A 19408-nucleotide genomic window follows, 5' to 3' on the forward strand; every position below is an offset into this window, starting at 1 on the left:
AGGTAAGCCGTGTCTACTCCATTAGAACTTTACAGAAACATCGGTATCGCTGCCCACGTAGATGCCGGAAAGACTACAACTACAGAACGTGTGTTATTTTATACCGGTATGTCACACAAGATTGGTGAAGTGCACGATGGCGCCGCTACGATGGACTGGATGGTTCAGGAGCAAGAGCGAGGAATCACCATTACTTCGGCAGCGACTACCTGTTACTGGGAAGGCATGGATAAGCAATATCCACGACATCGTGTCAACATCATTGATACTCCCGGTCACGTTGATTTTATGATCGAGGTGGAGCGTTCGTTACGTGTGCTTGATGGCGCTATTGTCGTTTTTGATGCGGTATCGGGCGTTGAACCGCAATCCGAAACCGTTTGGCGGCAATCGGATAAATACGGTGTCCCTCGACTGGTTTTTGTTAATAAAATGGATCGCATGGGAGCAAATTTCCTGCGTGTTGTAGACCAAATCAAAAAGCGTCTGGGTTCTAATCCTGTTGTTGTTCAATTGCCAATTGGTTCAGAAGACGCTTATAAAGGCGTGGTTGACTTGATTAAAATGAAAGCCATTCACTGGGATGAAGAGAGCAAGGGGATGACTTTCGAATACAAGCCAATTCCGGAAGATATGTTGGCGAGTTGCGAAGAGTATCGCACTTTGATTATTGAGGCTGCCGCCGAGGCTTCCGAAGAGTTCATGGAGAAATATCTCGAAGGTGAAGAGTTCAGTGAAGCTGAAATCAAACAAGGCTTGCGCAAGAGAACCGTTGGTAATGAAATCGTGCCTGTATTTTGCGGATCAGCCTTTAAAAACAAGGGTGTGCAGGCTGTTCTTGATGGTGTAATAGATTATCTGCCGTCGCCTTTGGATGTTCCACCAATTAAGGGTGTTGATGAACATGGTGATGAGGCGCACAGGAAAACATCCTATCAGGAACCTTTCTCCGCTCTGGCATTTAAAATTGCAACGGATCCATTTGTTGGAACATTGACTTATTTTCGAGTATATTCCGGCATATTAAAAAGTGGCGATACGGTATATAACCCGGTAAAGGGTAAAAAAGAACGTATAGGGCGAATTTTGCAAATGCACGCCAATTCCAGAGAGGAAATCAAGGAAGTACGTGCCGGTGACATCGCTGCGGCTGTAGGTTTAAAAACCGTTACGACAGGTGACACGCTTTGTGATATCAATTCGATTGTTACACTGGAAAGAATGGATTTCCCTGATCCTGTTATAGCTGTGGCTGTAGAGCCTAAAACGAAGGCGGATCAGGAAAAAATGTCCATAGCGCTAGGTAAGCTCGCTCAAGAAGATCCCTCGTTTCGTGTCCATACAGACGAAGAGTCCGGACAAACCATTATTCAAGGAATGGGAGAATTACACCTTGAAATTATTGTTGACCGCATGAAACGTGAATTTAATGTTGAAGCCAATGTAGGAAAACCGCAGGTGGCTTACCGCGAAACAATTAAAGCGTCAGTAGAGCAGGAAGGTAAATTTGTTCGACAATCTGGTGGTCGTGGTCAATATGGCCATGTCTGGCTCAAGATTGAACCGATGGAAACTGGTGGCGGCTATCAATTTGTCAACGAAATTGTGGGTGGTGTCATACCCAAGGAATATATTCCAGCTGTTGATAAGGGTGTTCAGGAACAATTACAAAATGGAGTCATTGCCGGTTATCCGGTGGTTGATGTGAAGGTGACCTTGTTTGACGGCTCGTTCCATGAAGTAGACTCCAGTGAAATGGCGTTTAAAATCGCCGGTTCACAATGCTTCAAGCAAGGTGCGTTAAAAGCCAAGCCCGTACTGCTTGAGCCCATCATGAGTGTGGAAGTGGTAACTCCCGAGGATTACATGGGAGATGTGATGGGAGATCTTAACAGACGCCGTGGTGTTGTTCAGGGCATGGAAGATTCTCCGGCAGGGAAAGTGATAAAGGCGGAAGTTCCATTAGCAGAAATGTTTGGTTATGCAACAGATGTTCGTTCAGCCACCCAAGGGCGTGCAACGTACTCGATGGAATTTGCCAAATACGCAGAGGCACCGACTAATATTGCTGAAGCAATTATCAAGAAACAATAAAAGATAAAGTTAAAGAGGTATAGAAAAATGGCGAAGGAAAAATTTGAACGTAAGAAGCCACACGTAAACGTAGGCACGATTGGTCACGTAGACCATGGCAAGACGACGTTGACGGCAGCAATTACGACGATTATGGCGAAGAAGTTCGGTGGTACAGCGAAAGCATACGATCAAATTGATGCTGCGCCGGAAGAAAAAGAAAGAGGGATTACGATATCGACAGCGCACGTGGAGTACGAGTCAACGAACCGTCACTATGCGCATGTGGATTGTCCTGGGCACGCGGATTATGTGAAGAACATGATTACTGGAGCGGCGCAGATGGACGGAGCGATACTGGTGGTATCGGCTGCGGATGGTCCTATGCCACAGACGAGGGAACATATATTGTTGTCGCGTCAGGTTGGTGTTCCATACATAGTTGTGTTTTTAAACAAGGCGGACATGGTAGATGACGCCGAGTTGCTGGAACTGGTTGAGATGGAAGTCAGGGATCTGTTGAGCAGTTACGAGTTTCCTGGTGATGACATACCGATCGTTGTAGGTTCTGCGCTGAAGGCGCTGGAAGGAGATACGAGTGAGATAGGCGTCCCGGCGATAGAGAAGCTGGTAGAGACTATGGACTCATACATCCCTGAGCCGGTACGAAATATAGATAAAAGCTTCCTGTTGCCGATTGAAGACGTGTTTTCAATATCCGGACGGGGAACAGTGGTAACGGGTCGGGTTGAAAGCGGAATCGTCAAGGTAGGCGAGGAAGTGGAGATTGTAGGTATACGCGATACACAGAAGACGACCTGTACGGGAGTTGAGATGTTCCGCAAGCTTCTTGATGAAGGCCGTGCGGGCGATAACGTTGGTGTGTTGTTACGCGGCACGAAACGAGATGAAGTTGAGCGTGGACAGGTATTGGCGAAGCCCGGTACCATCAAGCCGCATACGAAGTTTGAAGCGGAAGTATATGTGTTGTCCAAGGATGAAGGCGGACGTCATACCCCGTTTTTCAATGGCTACAGACCGCAATTTTATTTCAGGACGACGGACGTAACCGGCTCTTGTGATTTGCCGCAAGGTGTTGAGATGGTTATGCCTGGAGACAATGTGCAGATGACCATAAACCTGCATGCTCCAATTGCGATGGATGAAGGATTGCGTTTTGCGATTCGTGAGGGTGGCCGCACTGTTGGTGCCGGCGTCGTAGCTAAAATCATCGAGTGAGTAAAATGAGTACCAAACAAAATATCAAAATACGGCTAAAATCATTTGATCATCGCTTGATTGATTCGTCAACTCGCGAAATCGTTGAGACCGCAAAACGTACTGGCGCACAAATTCGTGGGCCAATACCTTTGCCTATCAAAAAAGAAAAATTTACTGTGCTGATATCGCCTCATGTAAATAAAGATGCACGAGATCAGTACGAATTAAGAACCCATAAACGCCTTGTTGTCATTGTACATCCTACTGAAAAAACAGTTGATGCGCTAATGAAGCTTGATTTGGCTGCCGGGGTTGACGTTCAGATTAGCCTGGATGACGAGTAGGTAATTCAGGTAGGGAATATTAACGAGGTGTTACAATGACTATTGGGTTAGTAGGCCGAAAGGTAGGCATGACAAGAATTTTTACCGATGATGGAGTTTCGATTCCTGTGTCGGTAGTTGAAGTATTGCCTAATCGTATTTCACAGGTTAAGACTGTTGATGTAGATGGTTATAGTGCGGTCCAGTTAACGGGCGGTGCTAAAAAGAGCAGTCATGTGAGCAAGCCACAGGCCGGGCATTTTGCGAAAGCTCAAATTGACGCAGGCGATATGTTATGTGAGTTCAGAATGGAAACTCTGGATGGCTACAGTGCGGGACAAACATTATCGGTTTCTGATGTGTTCAGTGACGGACAATACGTTGATGTATCCGGAATTAGCAAGGGAAAGGGGTTCGCGGGAACGGTTAAACGACATAACTTCCGCACTCAGGATGCCACACACGGTAATTCCGTGTCGCATCGTGTTCCTGGATCTATAGGACAGAATCAAACTCCTGGAAGAGTGTTCAAAGGCAAAAAAATGGCCGGGCACTTGGGTAACGCACGTTGCACTACACAAAGTCTCGAGTTGGTACGTGTGGATAGCGAACGTAATATTCTTTTGATAAAGGGTGCCATTCCGGGATGCCCTGGCACAAGAATAGAAGTGAAGCCCGCAGTTAAGAAGAAAGCAAGGGGCGAATGATGGAACTAATTACCAGAGATACAAAAAATGCTCTTACTGTGAATGAGCAAATATTTGATTATGCTTATAACGAAGGGTTGATTCATCAATCCGTTGTAACCTATATGAATAATGCCCGCAGCGGAAATAGCGCACAAAAAACACGTTCTGAAGTACGTGGCGGCGGTAAAAAGCCCTGGCGTCAGAAAGGTACGGGTCGTGCGCGAGCTGGTACCATTCGAAGCCCAATATGGCGTTCAGGTGGTGTTACGTTTGCATCGAAGAAACGGGATTATTCACAAAAAATTAATAAAAAAATGTACAAACGTGCTTTGCGTAGTATAATCTCCGAGCTTCATCGTACGGACAATCTGGTGATTGTCAGTGATTTTCAATGTCAAACTAACAAGACAAAGGATTTTCTTGCGAAAATGCAGGAAATGGAATTACCAAATGCCTTGATTGTCATGAAAGAAATTGGTGAACAAGAGTATCTTGCAGCACGTAATCTGGCTCACTACGATATATGTGATGTGGCTACAATAGACCCCGTCAATTTGCTTCGTTTTGAAAAGGTTTTGATGACTGAGGAAGCGGTTAAAAGTCTTGAGGAGTTATTACAATGAATTCAGAACGTATTTTAATGATTCTGAGAGAACCACATACCTCGGAAAAAACGACAGTAATGGCGGATAAATTTAAGCAGTTTACGTTTAAAGTGTTAAAAACCGCTACAAAGCAAGAAATTAAGCAGGCAGTGGAGCATTTGTTTGAAGTTAAAGTCAAAAACGTGTCCGTTATGAATGTGAAAGGAAAGAACAAACGATTCAGACAGCTTAGTGGTAAACGTAGTGACTGGAAGAAAGCGTTTGTTACTCTGCATGACAATTATGATATTGACTTCACTGTGACAGAATAAGGTAGATTAAGATGGCATTATTAAAATCCAAACCAACCTCACCCGGAAAGCGAGGTGAGTTAAAGGTTGTGCACCATCATATTCACAAGGGACAACCCTACCCGGCGCTTGTTGAGAAATTAAATAAAACCGGTGGACGAAATAACCAGGGTAGAATTACAGTCAGACATATTGGTGGCGGTACACGTTCAAAATATCGTATTATTGATTTCAAACGCAATAAGGATGGTGTTGAAGCTCGGGTAGAGCGTATAGAATATGATCCCAACCGTTCGGCACTTATTGCGTTGATTGTTTACAAAGACGGTGAACGAAGATATATTATTGCCCCTTCAGGACTTGAAGTGGGTCAAACGATCGTTAGTGGAGAAGATTCTCCTATTAGCGCCGGAAATTGCTTGCCGCTAAGAAATATACCTGTGGGTACAACCATTCACTGTGTGGAAATTAAACCAGGCAAAGGGGCGCAAATGCTGCGTAGTGCCGGCTGCAGTGGACAAATTGTAGCTAAAGAAGGTGCCTATGCGACACTGAAATTACGATCAGGCGAGATGAGAAAAGTATTGTCAACCTGTCGAGCAACCATTGGCGAGGTAAGTAACAGCGAACATAGTCTGAGAGCTTTGGGCAAAGCCGGGGCAAAAAGATGGCGCGGAGTGCGGCCTACTGTTCGAGGTGTGGCAATGAACCCGGTTGATCATCCCCATGGTGGTGGTGAAGGTCGTACTTCTGGAGGACGGCATCCTGTAACACCCTGGGGTGTTCCTACTAAAGGATATAAAACACGTAGTAATAAGCGTACTGATCGTTTTATAGTCAGAAGACGTAAAAAGAAATAATTAGCTAAGAGGATAATGCGGTGGCACGTTCTATAAGAAAAGGTCCGTTTATTGATCACCATTTGTTAGCAAAAGTTGAAGCGGCAGTTGAGTCAAAGTCAAAAAAACCAATTAAAACCTGGTCACGCCGTTCAACAATAATTCCTGAAATGATTGATCTGACAATAGCAGTGCACAATGGTAAAGATCATGTTCCTGTCTATATTACAGACAATATGGTTGGTCATAAATTAGGTGAGTTTGCTATGACTCGTACATTCAAAGGCCACTCTGGCGACAGAAAAGCCAAGGGTAAGTAAGAGGCGATGATGGAAGTTACAGCTAAATTAAAAAATGCTCCAATCTCTGCACAAAAAGGCAGATTGGTTGCAAACATGATTCGCAGTATGGATGTATCAGCCGCATTGGACGTATTACGGTTCACTCCCAAAAAGGGAGCGCAGTTGATGCTCAAATTATTGGAATCGGCGATTGCCAACGCAGAAAACAATAATGGCGCAGATATAGATGAATTAAAAGTGGCTGTTGTTTGTGTTGATGAAGCGCCAACACTAAAACGAATTAGTCCGCGTGCGAAAGGTCGCGCAAATCGCATTTGTAAGCGCACAAGCCATATCACTATTAAAGTGTCTGACGAGGAATAGCACAATGGGACAGAAAGTAAACCCAATAGGTATCCGTTTAGGTATCATAAGAGACTGGAATTCTAAATGGTATGCCAGTAAAAATTATGCACAGTTGCTGAATCAGGATATAAATCTTCGCAAGGATCTTAAGAAAAAACTGATGGCAGCTGCTGTCAGCAAAATTCAAATTGAGCGTCCTGCCAATAACGCAGTTGTGACTATTCATACGGCTCGACCTGGCGTTATTATCGGTAAAAAAGGCGGCGGTATTGAATCTTTACGAAGTGAGATTGCAGCGAAATTAGGCGTTCCAGTGCATTTGAATATTGAAGAGGTGCGCAAGCCCGAACTGGATTCAACCCTGGTGGCTGAGAGCATTGCACAACAACTTGAACAGCGTGTCATGTTCAGAAGGGCTATGAAAAGAGCGGTAACTTCGGCAATGAAGGCTGGTGCCAAAGGTATTAAAATTTGTGTCAGCGGTCGTTTGGGCGGTGCTGAAATTGCCCGTAGCGAATGGTACCGTGAGGGTCGAGTGCCTCTGCATACATTTCGAGCTGATGTCGATTATGGTACTGCTGAAGCAAAAACAACATATGGCATTATCGGTGTGAAAGTTTGGATCTTCAAAGGCGAGATTTTGCCACAGAAGAATCGAAATGCTGAAAGCGGCAAATGAGTGAGGATTTTTAATCATGCTACAGCCTAAACGAACAAAATTTCGTAAACAAATGAAAGGCCGCAACCGCGGGTTGGCTCAACGGGGAAGTACAGTTAGTTTCGGTGAATTCGGACTAAAGGCAGTAGAGCGTGGTCGCTTAACTGCACGCCAGATTGAGGCTGCTCGACGTGCGATGACTCGTCACATCAAACGTGGCGGTAAAATATGGATACGAGTGTTTCCCGATAAGCCTATAACCCAAAAACCACTTGAAGTTCGTCAGGGTAAAGGAAAGGGGAGCGTTGAATATTGGGTTGCCCAGATTCAGCCGGGCAAAATCCTGTTTGAGATGGAAGGTGTTTCTAAAGAATTGGCGATGGAGGCGTTTAATCTAGCGAAAGCCAAATTGCCTTTCAAGGTCATGTTTGAAGAAAGAAAGGTGATGTAATGAAAACGAATGATGAGCTAAGAAGTCTGACCATGGAAGAATTAAATGCCGAGTTGCTGGGATTGCGCAAGGATCAATTCAATTTGCGGATGAAAAAAGCAAGCGGTTCACTGGATAAAACCCATGTTGTGGCTCAGGTTAGAAGATCAGTGGCAAGAGTAAAAACGATTATGACTGAAAAGGTTGGAAAGAATCATGTCGAATAATGAATCAAGTGCAAGAACAGCGGTCGGTAAAGTCGTAAGTGACAAAATGCAAAAAACCATAGTGGTTTTGGTAGAGCGCACTGTTAAGCACCCCAAATACGGCAAAATTATGAAACGCCGTACCAAGCTTCATGCACATGATGAAAATCAGGTGAGCAAAATAGGTAATACGGTGAAAATACGTGAAAGTCGACCTCTCTCCAAAACAAAAACTTGGGTTTTAGTCGAAGTATTGTCCTGATATGATTTGAACACTTTTAAAATGCCAGGAGTGCTGATATAATCAGCAACCTTTTTCTGGTCGAAATTAGAGCTGGAGATAAGAATGATACAAATGCAGACTGTGCTTGATGTTGCAGACAACAGCGGCGCACGTAAAGTGATGTGTATCAAAGTGCTTGGTGGTTCGCATAGACGCTATGCTCGCGTCGGTGATGTAATTAAAGTAAGCATTAAAGATGCAATTCCACGCAGTAAGGTTAAAAAGGGTGCGGTAATGAAAGCCGTTGTTGTGAGAACCAGTCAAGGTGTTCGTCGAGATGATGGTTCGCTCATCCGTTTTGATGGTAATGCGGCAGTATTACTGAACAATCAGGATGAGCCGATAGGAACACGCATATTTGGACCGGTTACACGTGAGTTAAGAGAGAGATTTATGAAAATCATTTCTCTTGCCGCTGAAGTTTTGTAAGAAGGATTAGATATGAAGCGTATCAGAACAGGTGATACTGTCATTGTAATCGCCGGTAAAAGTAAAGGTCATGTCGGTAAGGTGAAGAAAGTTGCGGGTGAAAAAATCATTGTGGATGGTGCGAATCTCGTAAAGAAACATATAAAACCTAACCCTCAGGCAAACGAAAAGGGTGGCATAATAGAGATTGAGGCATTATTGCATGTCTCTAACGTGGCAATGTATAACCCGATTGAAAAGAAAGCTGACAAGGTCGGTTTCAGATTTATTGAGAAAGATGGCGTTAGCCAAAAAGTACGATACTTTAAATCAAATAACGAAGTGATTGATTTAGTCTAATTAGGTGGCTGAAATGGCAAGACTTAAAGAGTTGTATAAAAAAGAAATAACCGAAATGATGATGAAGAAATTCGGTTACAAAAATGTAATGCAAGTACCAAAAATAACTAAAGTTACCCTGAATATGGGTGTCGGTGAAGCTGTTGGTGATAAAAAGGTTATGAATCATGCCGTAGAGGACATGACTCTTATCGCCGGCCAGAAACCAGTGGTTACCAAGGCTAAAAAATCCCTGGCAGGGTTTAAAATAAGGGAAGGCTGGCCCATTGGTTGTAAAGTCACGTTGCGTCGTGAACGTATGTATGAGTTTCTTGACAGACTCATTAATATTTCACTGCCACGGGTAAGAGATTTTAGAGGATTAAATCCGAAATCATTTGATGGTACGGGAAATTATAGTATGGGTATCCATGAGCAAATCGTATTTCCTGAAATTGATTTTGATAAAACGGGCGGCATAAGAGGTTTGGATATCTGTATTACAACAAGTGCTAAAACGAATGAAGAAGCCAAGGCCTTGCTGGAAGCTTTTAACCTGCCTCTAAAAGACAGAGACAAACACTAAGAAGGGTAAAAACAGTGGCAAAGAAATCGATGCTGGAACGCGCTAACAAGCGTTCAAGATTAGTGGCAAAACATAGTAAACGAAGAAAGGCTTTGAAAGTCATAATAAAATCTTCACAGGACTATGATGAAATTATGGAAGCGCAATTAAAATTGGCAAAACTTCCAGTAAATTCAAATCCGGTCAGACATAGTACGCGTTGCCAGCAGTGCGGACGGCCGCATGCCGTGTATCGCAAATTTGGACTATGCAGAATTTGTATAAGACAAGAATTAATGACTGGTAATGTCACAGGTGGACGTAAATCCAGCTGGTAAATCAATTTCTATGGAGAAATAACGGTGAGTATGCATGATCCAGTAGCTGATATGTTGACAAGAATTAGAAATGGTCAACAGGCTAGACATCAAAATGTCGCTCTGATTTCATCTAATTTGAAAGAAGAGATTGCGCGAGTATTGAAAGAAGAAGGCTATATTACTGACTATACGGTTGAGCCATTGGAGAATAACCTGAAGAAACTGACGGTCACTCTTAAATATTATCATGGCCGTCCTGTTATAGAGCGAATATTACGTATTAGCAGACCTGGATTAAGAGTGTATAAATCATCAAATAACTTACCATCAATTTCCGGTTTTGGTATTGCCATTATATCTACGTCAAAAGGAGTAATGACACATCAATCCGCAAGAAAAAATGGTGTTGGTGGCGAAATACTCTGTGAAGTAGCCTAATAGTTGCGAGAGGAAAATTATGTCTAGAGTAGCAAAAGCCCCAATCCTCCTTCCTGCAAACGTGCAGATTCATGTGGGAAAAGGCGAATTGACTGTTAAGGGTCCTAAAGGGGAACTGAAACAACATCTGAACAGATTGGTAAATGTCTCGGTTGATAAGGAAAATAGCAGCCTGGTAGAGTTCAAGCCAGCCAATAATGATCCTAAGGGATGGGCGCAAGCGGGTACTGCGCGAGCCTTGGTCAATAATATGGTTAAAGGTGTAACAACAGGTTTTGATCGAACGCTGGAACTTGTCGGCGTGGGATATCGTGCGCAGGCGAGTGGTAAATCAGTGACACTGTCATTGGGATATTCACATCCTATCAATTATTCCTTACCGGAAGGTGTTACAGTTGAAACGCCCAGCAATACGACAGTCGTATTACGCAGCATTAACAAGCAGCAGTTGGGTCAAGTGGCTTCTGAGATTAGAGGCTTAAGACCACCGGAGCCTTACAAAGGGAAAGGTGTGAAATATGCCGGGGAACAAATTGCGCGTAAAGAAGCTAAGAAGAAATAAGGTTAGATTATGAAAAAGCATGATAAGCATGATAAGCGTGAAAGGCGTGGCTTAAAGGCCAAAAAAATAATTAAAACTTCTGGCAAACCAAGGTTAGTAGTATTTAGAAGCGCTTCACATATTTATTCCCAGATAGTAATTCAAGGGGAAAATGGTGATCAAGTGCTGGCTTCTTCATCAACAATTGATAAAGAATTAAAGACCAGTCTGTCTGGAACAAAGTTGGAGCAAGCACGTCAAGTTGGTAAATTGCTTGCCAAGCGTGCCAAGGAAAAAGAAATTAATAGCGATGTTTCATTTGATCGAAGCGGTTACAAATATCATGGCCGAGTCAAAGCTTTGGCTGATGGCGCGCGTGAAGCTGGTTTGAATTTTTAAGGAACGGTTATGGCATTTGACGAATCAAAACTTAGTGACGGATACCAGGAAAAACTGGTATCGGTAACAAGAACCGCGAAGGTTGTAAAAGGTGGACGAGTTTTCGGGTTTGCAGTTCTCGTGGTAATTGGCGATGGAAAAGGTAAGGTAGGCTACGGGCGTGGTAAGGCTCGAGAAGTACCAATTGCCATTCAAAAGGCGATGGAACAAGCTAAAAAGAATATGACCTATATTCCATTGGCAGGTAATACTATTCATCATGAAATTACATGGAATTACGGCGCGTCCAAGGTCTTTATGAAACCTGCCAGCGAAGGTACGGGGATTATTGCAGGTGGTGCAATGCGCGCCGTATTGGAAGTATTGGGTGTTCAAAATATTTCTGCAAAAAGTCTTGGCTCCACGAATCCTAGTAATATAGTACGTGCTACTATTGGTGCTCTTACAAATATCGGAACTCCGGACTACGTTGCTGCAAAACGCGGTAAAACTGTTGAAGAAGTGATGGCGGATTAATTATGAGCAAAAACCTAAAAATAACATTAGTTAAAAGTACTATCGGCCGAAAACCAAAGCATGTTCAGATCGTAAAGCAGTTGGGGTTAGGCAGGATAAACAGTTCCGTAGTACACAAAGATATCCCGGCAATACGCGGCTTGGTTAATTCCGTCGATTATTTATTGCAAGTTGAGGAAAGTGCAAAATGAATTTAAATACATTAACGCCTGATCCCGGTTCAAGACCCGCTAAAAAAAGACTCGGACGAGGAATAGGATCCGGTCTTGGCAAAACAAGTGGAAAAGGCCATAAAGGTCAGAAAGCACGTGCCGGAGGCTTCCATAAAATAAATTTTGAAGGCGGCCAAATGCCGATTCAAAGACGCCTTCCAAAAATGGGTTTTCAATCACGTGTTGGAAAAACAAACGATCAGATAACCTTGGGTGAATTGTCAAAAATCACTGCCGAAGTGATTGATATGGAAATTTTACGTTCAGCTGGCTTAATCAATAGCACCATAAAAAGTGTTAAGGTTATTCTGTCAGGAGAGATAACTGTTCCTGTGAAACTGAAAGGCATACGGGTTACCAAAGGCGCTCGTGCTGCTATTGAGCAGGCAGGTGGAAGTGTAGAAGAATAACTATGAATAATGCGAAGCAGACAGCCGGACAGTCCAGGGGAGGATTGGCAGAACTCAAATCCAGATTGCTATTTGTAATAATAGGAATTCTGATTTACAGACTGGGTGCACATATTCCTGTGCCCGGTCTTGATCCGCAAAAGCTGGCTAATTTTTTTGGGCAACAACAAAATACCATCTTCGGGTTGTTCAATATGTTTTCAGGCGGCGCCCTTTCAAGAGTGACAGTCTTTGCTATAGGGATTATGCCATACATATCGGCATCTATTATTATTCAATTGTTTTCTGTCGTATCTCCCAGGCTTGAGCAACTTAAAAAGGAAGGTGAGGCCGGGCGACGCAAGATCAATCAATATACGCGATATCTTACCCTCGTGCTCGCTGTATTCCAGTCCCTGGGAATGACACGCTGGCTGGCTGGACAACATATTGCCTTGCATGGTGACTTCTCATTTTATTTCACCTCCGTTGCTACCTTGACGACAGGTACCATGTTTCTAATGTGGCTCGGAGAACAGATAACTGAGAAAGGCGTAGGTAATGGTATTTCACTTATCATCTTTTCCGGTATTGTGTCGAGCATGCCTAACGCAATAGCATCCGTGTTCCAGCAGGTTCGTGAAGGACAAATGCAAGGGCTTATACTGGTGTTGATAGGTATTATTGTGATTGTGGTGACAGGATTTGTTGTCTTTATGGAAAGGGCGCAAAGACGTATAAGGGTTAATTATGCGCAAAGAACACATGGGCGAAAAGTTTATGCTGCTCAAACCAGTCACTTGCCGCTTAAAATAAATATGTCCGGAGTAATACCTCCTATTTTTGCTTCAAGCATTATATTGTTGCCTGCAACACTGGCACAATTTTTTGCCAGAGGGAAAAGTATGAGTTGGCTGTCTGATATTGGTATGGCATTATCACCGGGACAACCGCTTTATTTAATTGTTTATGCGGCAGCAATACTGTTTTTTGCTTTCTTTTATGCGGCTTTGGTGTTCAATCCCAAGGACACAGCTGATAATTTAAAAAAATCAGGCGCTTACATTCCAGGAATTCGACCTGGTGAGCAAACAACGAAATACATCGACTCTGTAATGACGCGACTAACGTTAATAGGTGCGCTGTATTTGGTGTTGGTTTGTCTGTTGCCACAGATATTAATGTACACCTGGCATGTGCCTTTCTATTTTGGCGGAACTTCACTTTTAATCATCGTAGTTGTAATTATGGATTTTGTAGCGCAAATACAAGCCCATTTGATGACACAGCAATATGATTCATTGATGAAAAAGGCCAATTTCAAAGGGACAAAATTGCCCGGTCTTTTGTGATTATTTCGGAGTTATTATAAATGAAAGTTAGAGCATCAGTAAAAAGAATATGCCGTAATTGCAAGATTATTAAACGAAGCGGAACCATAAGGGTTATATGCAAAGACGCTCGGCATAAGCAAAAGCAAGGTTAAACTTTGCTTGATTTTGGATCAATAAAATAGTATTCTTCTGTCCCTTTCTGGCAGAGCAAAATAACGATCGGAGAATTTAATGGCTCGTATTGCAGGTGTTAACATACCGGATCACAAGCATGTAGTGATTGCACTTACATCGATCTACGGAATAGGAAAAACAACCTCTATAAAATTATGTAATGCTGTAGGCGTGAATATGGCAACCAAGGTTTCTGAACTTTCAGAAGAAAAGCTGGAAGCCTTGCGAAATGAAATCACCAAGCTGACTGTCGAAGGTGACTTGCGACGTGTTGTGACCATGAATATTAAGCGACTTATGGACCTGGGATGCTACCGAGGATTACGGCATAGACGTGGACTGCCATTGCGTGGACAACGTACAAAAACCAATGCGCGTACACGAAAAGGTCGCCGTAAAGGTACAAGTAACTAATTTTTAGGAATATAAGATGGCTATAGCAAAATCTAAGCAGCAAAAGACAAGAAAAAAAATTAAACGCGATGTATCAGATGGTATAGTGCATATTCATGCGTCATTTAATAATACGATTGTGACTTTTACTGATCGACACGGTAACTCGTTATGCTGGGCAACATCAGGTGGTTCGGGTTTCCGGGGGTCTAGAAAAAGTACACCTTACGCGGCACAGGTTGCAACTGAAAAAGCTTCTGTAGTAGCCAAGGAATATGGGGTTAAATCAGTGGAAGTTTTTGTAAAGGGTCCGGGACCTGGACGTGATTCCACTATTCGTGAACTGATTGCGCAAGATTTCAAAATTAGTGCAATCACTGATGTGACCGGCATACCCCATAATGGTTGTAAGCCGCCAAAAAAACGTCGTATATAAGAGATTCAGGAGTAATTAATGGCTAGATATCTAGGACCAAAGTGCAAACTGTCCAGAAGAGAGGGTACAGACTTATATTTAAAAAGTGGAGTGCGGGATCATAAGTCAAAGTGCAAGTCTGAAAAACAGCCGGGACAACATGCGGACAAACGGCCAAGATTAAGCGGGTACGGTATCCAGTTGCGAGAGAAGCAAAAAATCCGTCGCTTGTATGGTGTTCTTGAAAAGCAGTTTCGTAATTATTATAAAAAAGCGTCAAGTCAAAAGGGTTCAACCGGTGAAAACCTTATGGTATTGCTGGAAAGCCGACTTGATAATGTTGTGTATAGGATGGGCTTTGCAAGTACTCGTGCCGAGGCAAGACAACTTGTTTCTCACAAGGCAATTCTTGTAAACGATATGGTAGTTAATATTGCTTCGTACCTGGTCAAACCGGGCGACGTAATTTCCATGCGTCAAAAGGCGAAAGGTCAGGGTCGTGTTCAGGCTGCAATTGCGCTATCTGAACAACGTGCACCCTGTGATTGGTTAACGGTAGATTCAAGTGCCATGAAAGGGACGTTTGCAACGGCACCCACGTTAAATGACCTTTCTTCCGACTATAATGTTAATTTAGTTGTGGAACTTTACTCTAAGTAAGCTCGGAGACTAGCTGAATGTATACTGAAATAAACGAAATGTTGACACCTTCTGTACTGAAAGTGCAATCAGAGTCACCTAACCATTCAAGGATAGTTTTAGAACCTTTGGAACGAGGATATGGTTATACTCTGGGAAACGCATTAAGACGAATTTTGCTGTCATCCATGCCTGGTTGTGCCATTACGGAAGTTTCTATTGACGGCGTGTTACATGAGTACAGTACTATCGAAGGTGTTCAGGAAGATGTGGTCGACATTCTTCTGAATTTGAAGCAAGTTGCGATCAACCTCACTACTGGAAATGAAGCCCTGTTATATCTTAATAAGGAAGGTCCCGGTGTAGTGACGGCTGGTGATATCGAATTAACTCATGGACAAGAAATTGTTAATCCTGATTTAGTTATTGCCAACTTGAATGAAAACGGTAAACTCAGCATGTCACTGAAGGTGGAAAGAGGAGTTGGGTTCCATTCTACAGATTCATTTGTTAGAAATCTTGATGAAGAAACTCAGAAGAAATCTGTCGGTAAATTGAAAATTGACAATACATTTTCTCCTGTAATACAGGTTGCTTACTTTGTAGATAGTGCTCGCGTTGAAAACCGTACGGATCTTGATAAGTTAACTATAGATTTAAAAACGAACGGTACGCTCGATCCTGAGGATGCTATTCGAATTTCGGCGTCTATTTTACAAAGACAGCTGCATGCTTTTGTAGATATGAAATTTGAGGAATCACGTTCGGACAATAAAGAACGAAATGATTTTGACCCGGTTTTATTAAGACCGGTCGATGATCTGGAGTTAACGGTTCGTTCAGCAAATTGTTTGAAAGCTGAAAATATTTATTTTATTGGTGATTTGGTTCAAAAAACCGAGAATGAATTGTTAAAAACACCCAATTTAGGAAAGAAATCCCTTACAGAAATAAAAGATGTTCTGGCATCAAGATCTTTATCACTAGGGATGAAACTGGAAAATTGGCCACCAGCTAACCTGGGCGAATAATTGTAGGAGTTTTACACATGCGTCATCGTAATACAGGCCGTAAATTGAGCCGAACCAGCAGTCATAGAAAAGCCATGTATGCAAATATGTGCTGTTCCTTGATAGAGCATGAAATAATTAAAACAACATTACCTAAAGCGAAAGAGCTACGACGCTACATTGAGCCGTTGATTACCGTGAGTAAATCAGACTCCGTATCGAGCAGACGTCACGTTTTTGATCGATTACGCTCTAAAACTGCAGTAGGTAAATTATTTACCAATCTTGGGCCCAGATATGTCGAAAGACCTGGCGGTTATGTCCGTGTTTTAAAGTGCGGATACAGAGCAGGTGATAATGCGCCAATGGCGATTATTGAATTGGTAGATAGACCGGCTGAAGATTCTTCTAGCGAGGAATAAGTGACCCATTGTCTGTTTTATAAAACCCACTTATGTGGGTTTTTTTGTATTCGCTTATGTTTAGACTGGATGACATTTCATAACATCAAATGTCATCCAAACCTATTTTTCATCCCGCTTTGCATATACCATATGGTGATTAAATCCCAGATTTTCCAAAAAGGGATTCCGCTGAACACGGATAATATAGCCGTGACCTTTTAAATAGGAAGTCAGCCTCGCAACGCGGTTTTTAATATCATGTACTTCAATACTTAATTGTTTAATATTGGTAAACTGGTGGGGTTTGATACTTTTGATAACGTCCGCTTCACAGCCTTCAACATCGATTTTTAACAGATCAATATGTCTTATTTGATTTTCTTCTATAAAATTTCCCAGTGAGATCAACCTGCCCTTTATCAGGGTCGGAGTCGTTTGTCTTTTATAGTGTCCGGCAATCAGATAATTTCTCAGAAAAGGTAAAAACCTTAATTGATAATAAAGTTTTTTATTGGTTAGTGACGACATTGCAAGTAATGTATTATAGTTAAGCAGAGGTTGGTAGTTCGAGATAATTTTATCCTGAGGCTTGTAAGTCGCTGTCGCAAAATTATTTCCGAAAAGTGTAAAATCCACATCGCATGCTTTGGCTACGTGACTAATTCCTGTCTTGTAAAGATGAATCTTATTGCCAAATCGCCGTAAATTTTTCTGCAAACAGGAAAACGTAAGTGGAATAGGTTCAAAACTGTAGATTTCCGCTTTGTTGTTGCAGTATTGCATTGCAAAAAGTGAAAAAATCCCTATGTTAGCACCTACATCAAAAATCACCGCGCCAGGAGTCAGTGTCAGATAATCTTGCAGATAGTTGTTTTGATAAAAAATTTCATAGATTAAGCTGCGTGTTTCCAACTCATTAACATAATAAAGCTCACCAATTGAAAATTTTTTTTGCCAAATAGTATTAGTCATGACTGTTAGCCTTCTGATAAGTGTGCCTGGTCATACCTGCCAGAATTAGCCGATTTCCGGTATGGGGTGTTTTACCATGCAGGCAGGCATAATTATCGATGATCATGAGATCACCGGGTTGCCACGCGTGTAGCACCGTATTTTTTTGAAAAGCCTGACTGATATAGCAAGAGTCTTTCTTGCTGATTGATTTACCATTACCATAATAAGCCATATGCGGGTGTAAGCTTCTATGTAATAAAATATGACGTATGAGAACGTTTTTTGTGATTTCTTCTACGTAATCATTCACGGCGTTACAGTGGCTGGCAAGTTGATTACTTTGATTAAACCAGACTATTTTCCCTGAGACCGGATGTATATAAAACGCAGGAAGGTATTTTTCAGTTATTAAATCATTACCTTTCCACAAGATTTGTTCACCTGATTTAGCAAGTAACTGTTCAACCGTGTGTTTATCATTGGTTTGAAACTCGTCCATCCAGGTTTTGTAGACGGGATTTTTGGCTAATAATTGAATTATTTTATATGTCAGGCCATTACCATAATAATGCTTGCGATACAAAATGCCTTGGGTTTGCAATTTTTGCTGTAAAAAGTCAGGGAGAGATAACCATATTTTGTGGCCATTTGCCAGTGATGTCTGGCCACCTGATTTTGGGGCAATGTTACAATTAAAAAAAATATGGCTTGGAAATTCCGAACTGTATGATTTTTCATTATGTAACGCCAGATTGTATCTGGCCGGAAACTCGGATGAGGTAAAAACACCTTCTCGAAGTTTCGTTCTCGGGACAGGGCAGAAGTCATAATTGTAATGCGGCCCTAAAGCACTCGCCTGAATACACGCTAAAAATTCATCCGGCGTGTTAACATGGAATCCTCGAAACAGAATGACCCCATAACGCAGCAACCAGTCTTTGAATATTGGATTGTCGTCTGTAAGAAATTGCACCAGACCGTTGACATTAGCCTGTTTCGTAGTCTCCGCTTGTAAGATTAATGGTAGTTTTTGCGTATTTGCAAACGAGCAACGAAATTGACAGCGAGCCATATAAAACCATCAACAATATATTTTCCTCTTTAAATTATAGGACTTGTTGATAGTTCATTCCATGGCTGAAAATATGGGTATATCGTTGCTTGCTGACCTGAAAAGGGCTGAGTCAGCAAGTCGACGTCAGATCAGGAATTCCTAAAACGGAATATCATCATCCAGTTCATCAAAGGCGTCCTGAGGTGCTGTTTGAGGCTGTTGGGTTTTGCGTGATGTTCCTGCTGCCGGGGGATGTTGTTGCCCTGCACCCGCATCGTCGTAGCCGCCGGCCGAAGCGGTTCCCTTCCCGTCAAGCATTTGAATATCGTTGGCAACGATTTCCGTAGTATAGCGGTCTTGCCCTTGTTGATCCTGCCATTTGCGGGTTCTCAAGCTGCCTTCAATATAGAGCTTGGAACCTTTGCGAACGTATTCACCGGCTATTTCACCAAGACGGTTAAAGCAAACGACACGATGCCATTCCGTGCGCTCTTGTCGGTCGCCGGTTTGCTTGTCCTTCCATGTTTCGCTGGTTGCGATGGACAAGGTTGTGACGGCGTTGCCATTGGGCATATAGCGGACGTCGGGATCGACACCTACATTACCTATGAGGATAACTTTGTTTATCCCTCGTGCCATA

General features: G+C 42.6%; 33 protein-coding genes. 30 read left to right on the forward strand and 3 right to left on the reverse strand.

The window, feature by feature from the left end; all coding sequences use genetic code 11:
* The first annotated feature begins 9 nt into the window (after positions 1–9).
* The 30 genes from fusA to rplQ all read left to right on the forward strand — a co-directional run bounded on the left by fusA (position 10) and on the right by rplQ (position 16778).
* A complete protein-coding gene (gene fusA / locus CKW05_RS01945) occupies positions 10–2094 on the forward strand; it encodes an elongation factor G (protein ID WP_058483733.1) in 2085 nt (694 codons plus the stop codon).
* Between the two features lie 27 nt (positions 2095–2121).
* Positions 2122–3312, forward strand: coding sequence for an elongation factor Tu (gene tuf, locus CKW05_RS01950; RefSeq protein WP_058483732.1), 1191 nt, complete (start codon positions 2122–2124; stop codon positions 3310–3312).
* A gap of 5 nt (positions 3313–3317) precedes the next feature.
* Positions 3318–3638 (forward strand): 30S ribosomal protein S10, encoded by a 321-nt coding sequence (gene rpsJ, locus CKW05_RS01955; RefSeq protein ID WP_058483731.1) that lies wholly within the window; start codon positions 3318–3320, stop codon positions 3636–3638.
* A gap of 35 nt (positions 3639–3673) precedes the next feature.
* On the forward strand, positions 3674–4324 hold the full coding sequence (gene rplC, locus CKW05_RS01960; RefSeq protein WP_058483730.1) for a 50S ribosomal protein L3: 651 nt from the start codon (positions 3674–3676) through the stop codon (positions 4322–4324).
* The gene (gene rplD, locus CKW05_RS01965) at positions 4324–4929 is read left to right on the forward strand and encodes a 50S ribosomal protein L4 (protein ID WP_058483729.1); all 606 of its coding nucleotides are present in this window, start codon (positions 4324–4326) and stop codon (positions 4927–4929) included. Before rplC ends, rplD begins: the two co-directional genes overlap by 1 nt.
* Complete coding sequence (rplW, locus tag CKW05_RS01970; RefSeq protein WP_058483728.1) at positions 4926–5222, forward strand: 50S ribosomal protein L23; 297 nt, start codon at positions 4926–4928, stop codon at positions 5220–5222. Before rplD ends, rplW begins: the two co-directional genes overlap by 4 nt.
* 11 nt (positions 5223–5233) lie before the next feature.
* Complete coding sequence (rplB, locus tag CKW05_RS01975; protein ID WP_058483727.1) at positions 5234–6061, forward strand: 50S ribosomal protein L2; 828 nt, start codon at positions 5234–5236, stop codon at positions 6059–6061.
* Positions 6062–6081: 20 nt separating this feature from the next.
* Entirely contained in the window at positions 6082–6360 is a 279-nt protein-coding gene (rpsS, locus tag CKW05_RS01980; protein WP_058483726.1) for a 30S ribosomal protein S19, read from the forward strand.
* Between the two features lie 9 nt (positions 6361–6369).
* Complete coding sequence (gene rplV / locus CKW05_RS01985) at positions 6370–6705, forward strand: 50S ribosomal protein L22 (RefSeq protein ID WP_058483751.1); 336 nt, start codon at positions 6370–6372, stop codon at positions 6703–6705.
* A 4-nt stretch (positions 6706–6709) separates the two neighbouring features.
* Positions 6710–7366, forward strand: coding sequence for a 30S ribosomal protein S3 (gene rpsC / locus CKW05_RS01990; RefSeq protein WP_058483725.1), 657 nt, complete (start codon positions 6710–6712; stop codon positions 7364–7366).
* Between the two features lie 16 nt (positions 7367–7382).
* On the forward strand, positions 7383–7796 hold the full coding sequence (rplP, locus tag CKW05_RS01995) for a 50S ribosomal protein L16 (protein WP_058483724.1): 414 nt from the start codon (positions 7383–7385) through the stop codon (positions 7794–7796).
* Entirely contained in the window at positions 7796–8002 is a 207-nt protein-coding gene (rpmC, locus tag CKW05_RS02000; protein ID WP_058483723.1) for a 50S ribosomal protein L29, read from the forward strand. The genes rplP and rpmC overlap by 1 nt, the downstream gene beginning before the upstream one ends.
* Positions 7989–8243 (forward strand): 30S ribosomal protein S17, encoded by a 255-nt coding sequence (gene rpsQ / locus CKW05_RS02005; protein WP_095140692.1) that lies wholly within the window; start codon positions 7989–7991, stop codon positions 8241–8243. The genes rpmC and rpsQ overlap by 14 nt, the downstream gene beginning before the upstream one ends.
* 84 nt (positions 8244–8327) lie before the next feature.
* Positions 8328–8693, forward strand: coding sequence for a 50S ribosomal protein L14 (rplN, locus tag CKW05_RS02010; RefSeq protein WP_058483721.1), 366 nt, complete (start codon positions 8328–8330; stop codon positions 8691–8693).
* A gap of 12 nt (positions 8694–8705) precedes the next feature.
* Positions 8706–9032 carry a 50S ribosomal protein L24 gene (rplX, locus tag CKW05_RS02015; protein ID WP_058483720.1) on the forward strand — a complete coding sequence of 109 codons (327 nt, stop codon included), beginning with the start codon at positions 8706–8708 and terminating at the stop codon, positions 9030–9032.
* Positions 9033–9045: 13 nt separating this feature from the next.
* Entirely contained in the window at positions 9046–9597 is a 552-nt protein-coding gene (gene rplE / locus CKW05_RS02020) for a 50S ribosomal protein L5 (RefSeq protein WP_058483719.1), read from the forward strand.
* Between the two features lie 29 nt (positions 9598–9626).
* Positions 9627–9914 carry a 30S ribosomal protein S14 gene (gene rpsN / locus CKW05_RS02025; RefSeq protein WP_126340022.1) on the forward strand — a complete coding sequence of 96 codons (288 nt, stop codon included), beginning with the start codon at positions 9627–9629 and terminating at the stop codon, positions 9912–9914.
* Between the two features lie 30 nt (positions 9915–9944).
* On the forward strand, positions 9945–10334 hold the full coding sequence (gene rpsH / locus CKW05_RS02030) for a 30S ribosomal protein S8 (RefSeq protein ID WP_095140540.1): 390 nt from the start codon (positions 9945–9947) through the stop codon (positions 10332–10334).
* Positions 10335–10353: 19 nt separating this feature from the next.
* Positions 10354–10896, forward strand: coding sequence for a 50S ribosomal protein L6 (gene rplF, locus CKW05_RS02035; RefSeq protein WP_058483717.1), 543 nt, complete (start codon positions 10354–10356; stop codon positions 10894–10896).
* A gap of 9 nt (positions 10897–10905) precedes the next feature.
* The gene (rplR, locus tag CKW05_RS02040) at positions 10906–11274 is read left to right on the forward strand and encodes a 50S ribosomal protein L18 (protein WP_058483716.1); all 369 of its coding nucleotides are present in this window, start codon (positions 10906–10908) and stop codon (positions 11272–11274) included.
* Positions 11275–11283: 9 nt separating this feature from the next.
* Entirely contained in the window at positions 11284–11790 is a 507-nt protein-coding gene (gene rpsE, locus CKW05_RS02045) for a 30S ribosomal protein S5 (protein ID WP_058483715.1), read from the forward strand.
* A 2-nt stretch (positions 11791–11792) separates the two neighbouring features.
* Positions 11793–11981: a 50S ribosomal protein L30 gene (gene rpmD, locus CKW05_RS02050; RefSeq protein ID WP_058483714.1), complete on the forward strand. Its 189-nt coding sequence runs from the start codon at positions 11793–11795 to the stop codon at positions 11979–11981.
* A complete protein-coding gene (gene rplO / locus CKW05_RS02055) occupies positions 11978–12412 on the forward strand; it encodes a 50S ribosomal protein L15 (RefSeq protein WP_058483713.1) in 435 nt (144 codons plus the stop codon). Before rpmD ends, rplO begins: the two co-directional genes overlap by 4 nt.
* 2 nt (positions 12413–12414) lie before the next feature.
* On the forward strand, positions 12415–13743 hold the full coding sequence (secY, locus tag CKW05_RS02060) for a preprotein translocase subunit SecY (protein ID WP_058483712.1): 1329 nt from the start codon (positions 12415–12417) through the stop codon (positions 13741–13743).
* A 20-nt stretch (positions 13744–13763) separates the two neighbouring features.
* Positions 13764–13877: a 50S ribosomal protein L36 gene (gene rpmJ / locus CKW05_RS02065; protein ID WP_010946099.1), complete on the forward strand. Its 114-nt coding sequence runs from the start codon at positions 13764–13766 to the stop codon at positions 13875–13877.
* Between the two features lie 79 nt (positions 13878–13956).
* Positions 13957–14313: a 30S ribosomal protein S13 gene (gene rpsM / locus CKW05_RS02070; protein ID WP_058483711.1), complete on the forward strand. Its 357-nt coding sequence runs from the start codon at positions 13957–13959 to the stop codon at positions 14311–14313.
* 16 nt (positions 14314–14329) lie between these two features.
* Positions 14330–14728: a 30S ribosomal protein S11 gene (rpsK, locus tag CKW05_RS02075; protein ID WP_082642789.1), complete on the forward strand. Its 399-nt coding sequence runs from the start codon at positions 14330–14332 to the stop codon at positions 14726–14728.
* An 18-nt stretch (positions 14729–14746) separates the two neighbouring features.
* Positions 14747–15367: a 30S ribosomal protein S4 gene (rpsD, locus tag CKW05_RS02080; protein ID WP_058483710.1), complete on the forward strand. Its 621-nt coding sequence runs from the start codon at positions 14747–14749 to the stop codon at positions 15365–15367.
* Positions 15368–15384: 17 nt separating this feature from the next.
* Positions 15385–16377, forward strand: a complete 993-nt coding sequence (locus CKW05_RS02085; RefSeq protein ID WP_058483709.1) for a DNA-directed RNA polymerase subunit alpha — start codon at positions 15385–15387, stop codon at positions 16375–16377.
* A gap of 17 nt (positions 16378–16394) precedes the next feature.
* Positions 16395–16778 (forward strand): 50S ribosomal protein L17, encoded by a 384-nt coding sequence (gene rplQ, locus CKW05_RS02090; protein ID WP_082642788.1) that lies wholly within the window; start codon positions 16395–16397, stop codon positions 16776–16778.
* A 102-nt stretch (positions 16779–16880) separates the two neighbouring features.
* On the opposite strand, the gene CKW05_RS02095 is transcribed toward rplQ, so the two are convergent.
* From CKW05_RS02095 to ssb, 3 genes are all read right to left on the reverse strand, one after another.
* The gene (locus tag CKW05_RS02095; protein WP_058483708.1) at positions 16881–17732 is read right to left on the reverse strand and encodes an FkbM family methyltransferase; all 852 of its coding nucleotides are present in this window, start codon (positions 17730–17732) and stop codon (positions 16881–16883) included.
* A complete protein-coding gene (locus CKW05_RS02100; protein WP_058483707.1) occupies positions 17725–18786 on the reverse strand; it encodes a TauD/TfdA family dioxygenase in 1062 nt (353 codons plus the stop codon). Before CKW05_RS02100 ends, CKW05_RS02095 begins: the two co-directional genes overlap by 8 nt.
* Before the next feature lie 141 nt (positions 18787–18927).
* Positions 18928–19407 (reverse strand): single-stranded DNA-binding protein, encoded by a 480-nt coding sequence (gene ssb, locus CKW05_RS02105; protein ID WP_058483706.1) that lies wholly within the window; start codon positions 19405–19407, stop codon positions 18928–18930.
* Position 19408 lies beyond the last annotated feature (1 nt).

The sequence above is a fragment of the Legionella spiritensis genome, from assembly GCF_900186965.1.
Classification (GTDB): Bacteria; Pseudomonadota; Gammaproteobacteria; order Legionellales; family Legionellaceae; genus Legionella_C; species Legionella_C spiritensis.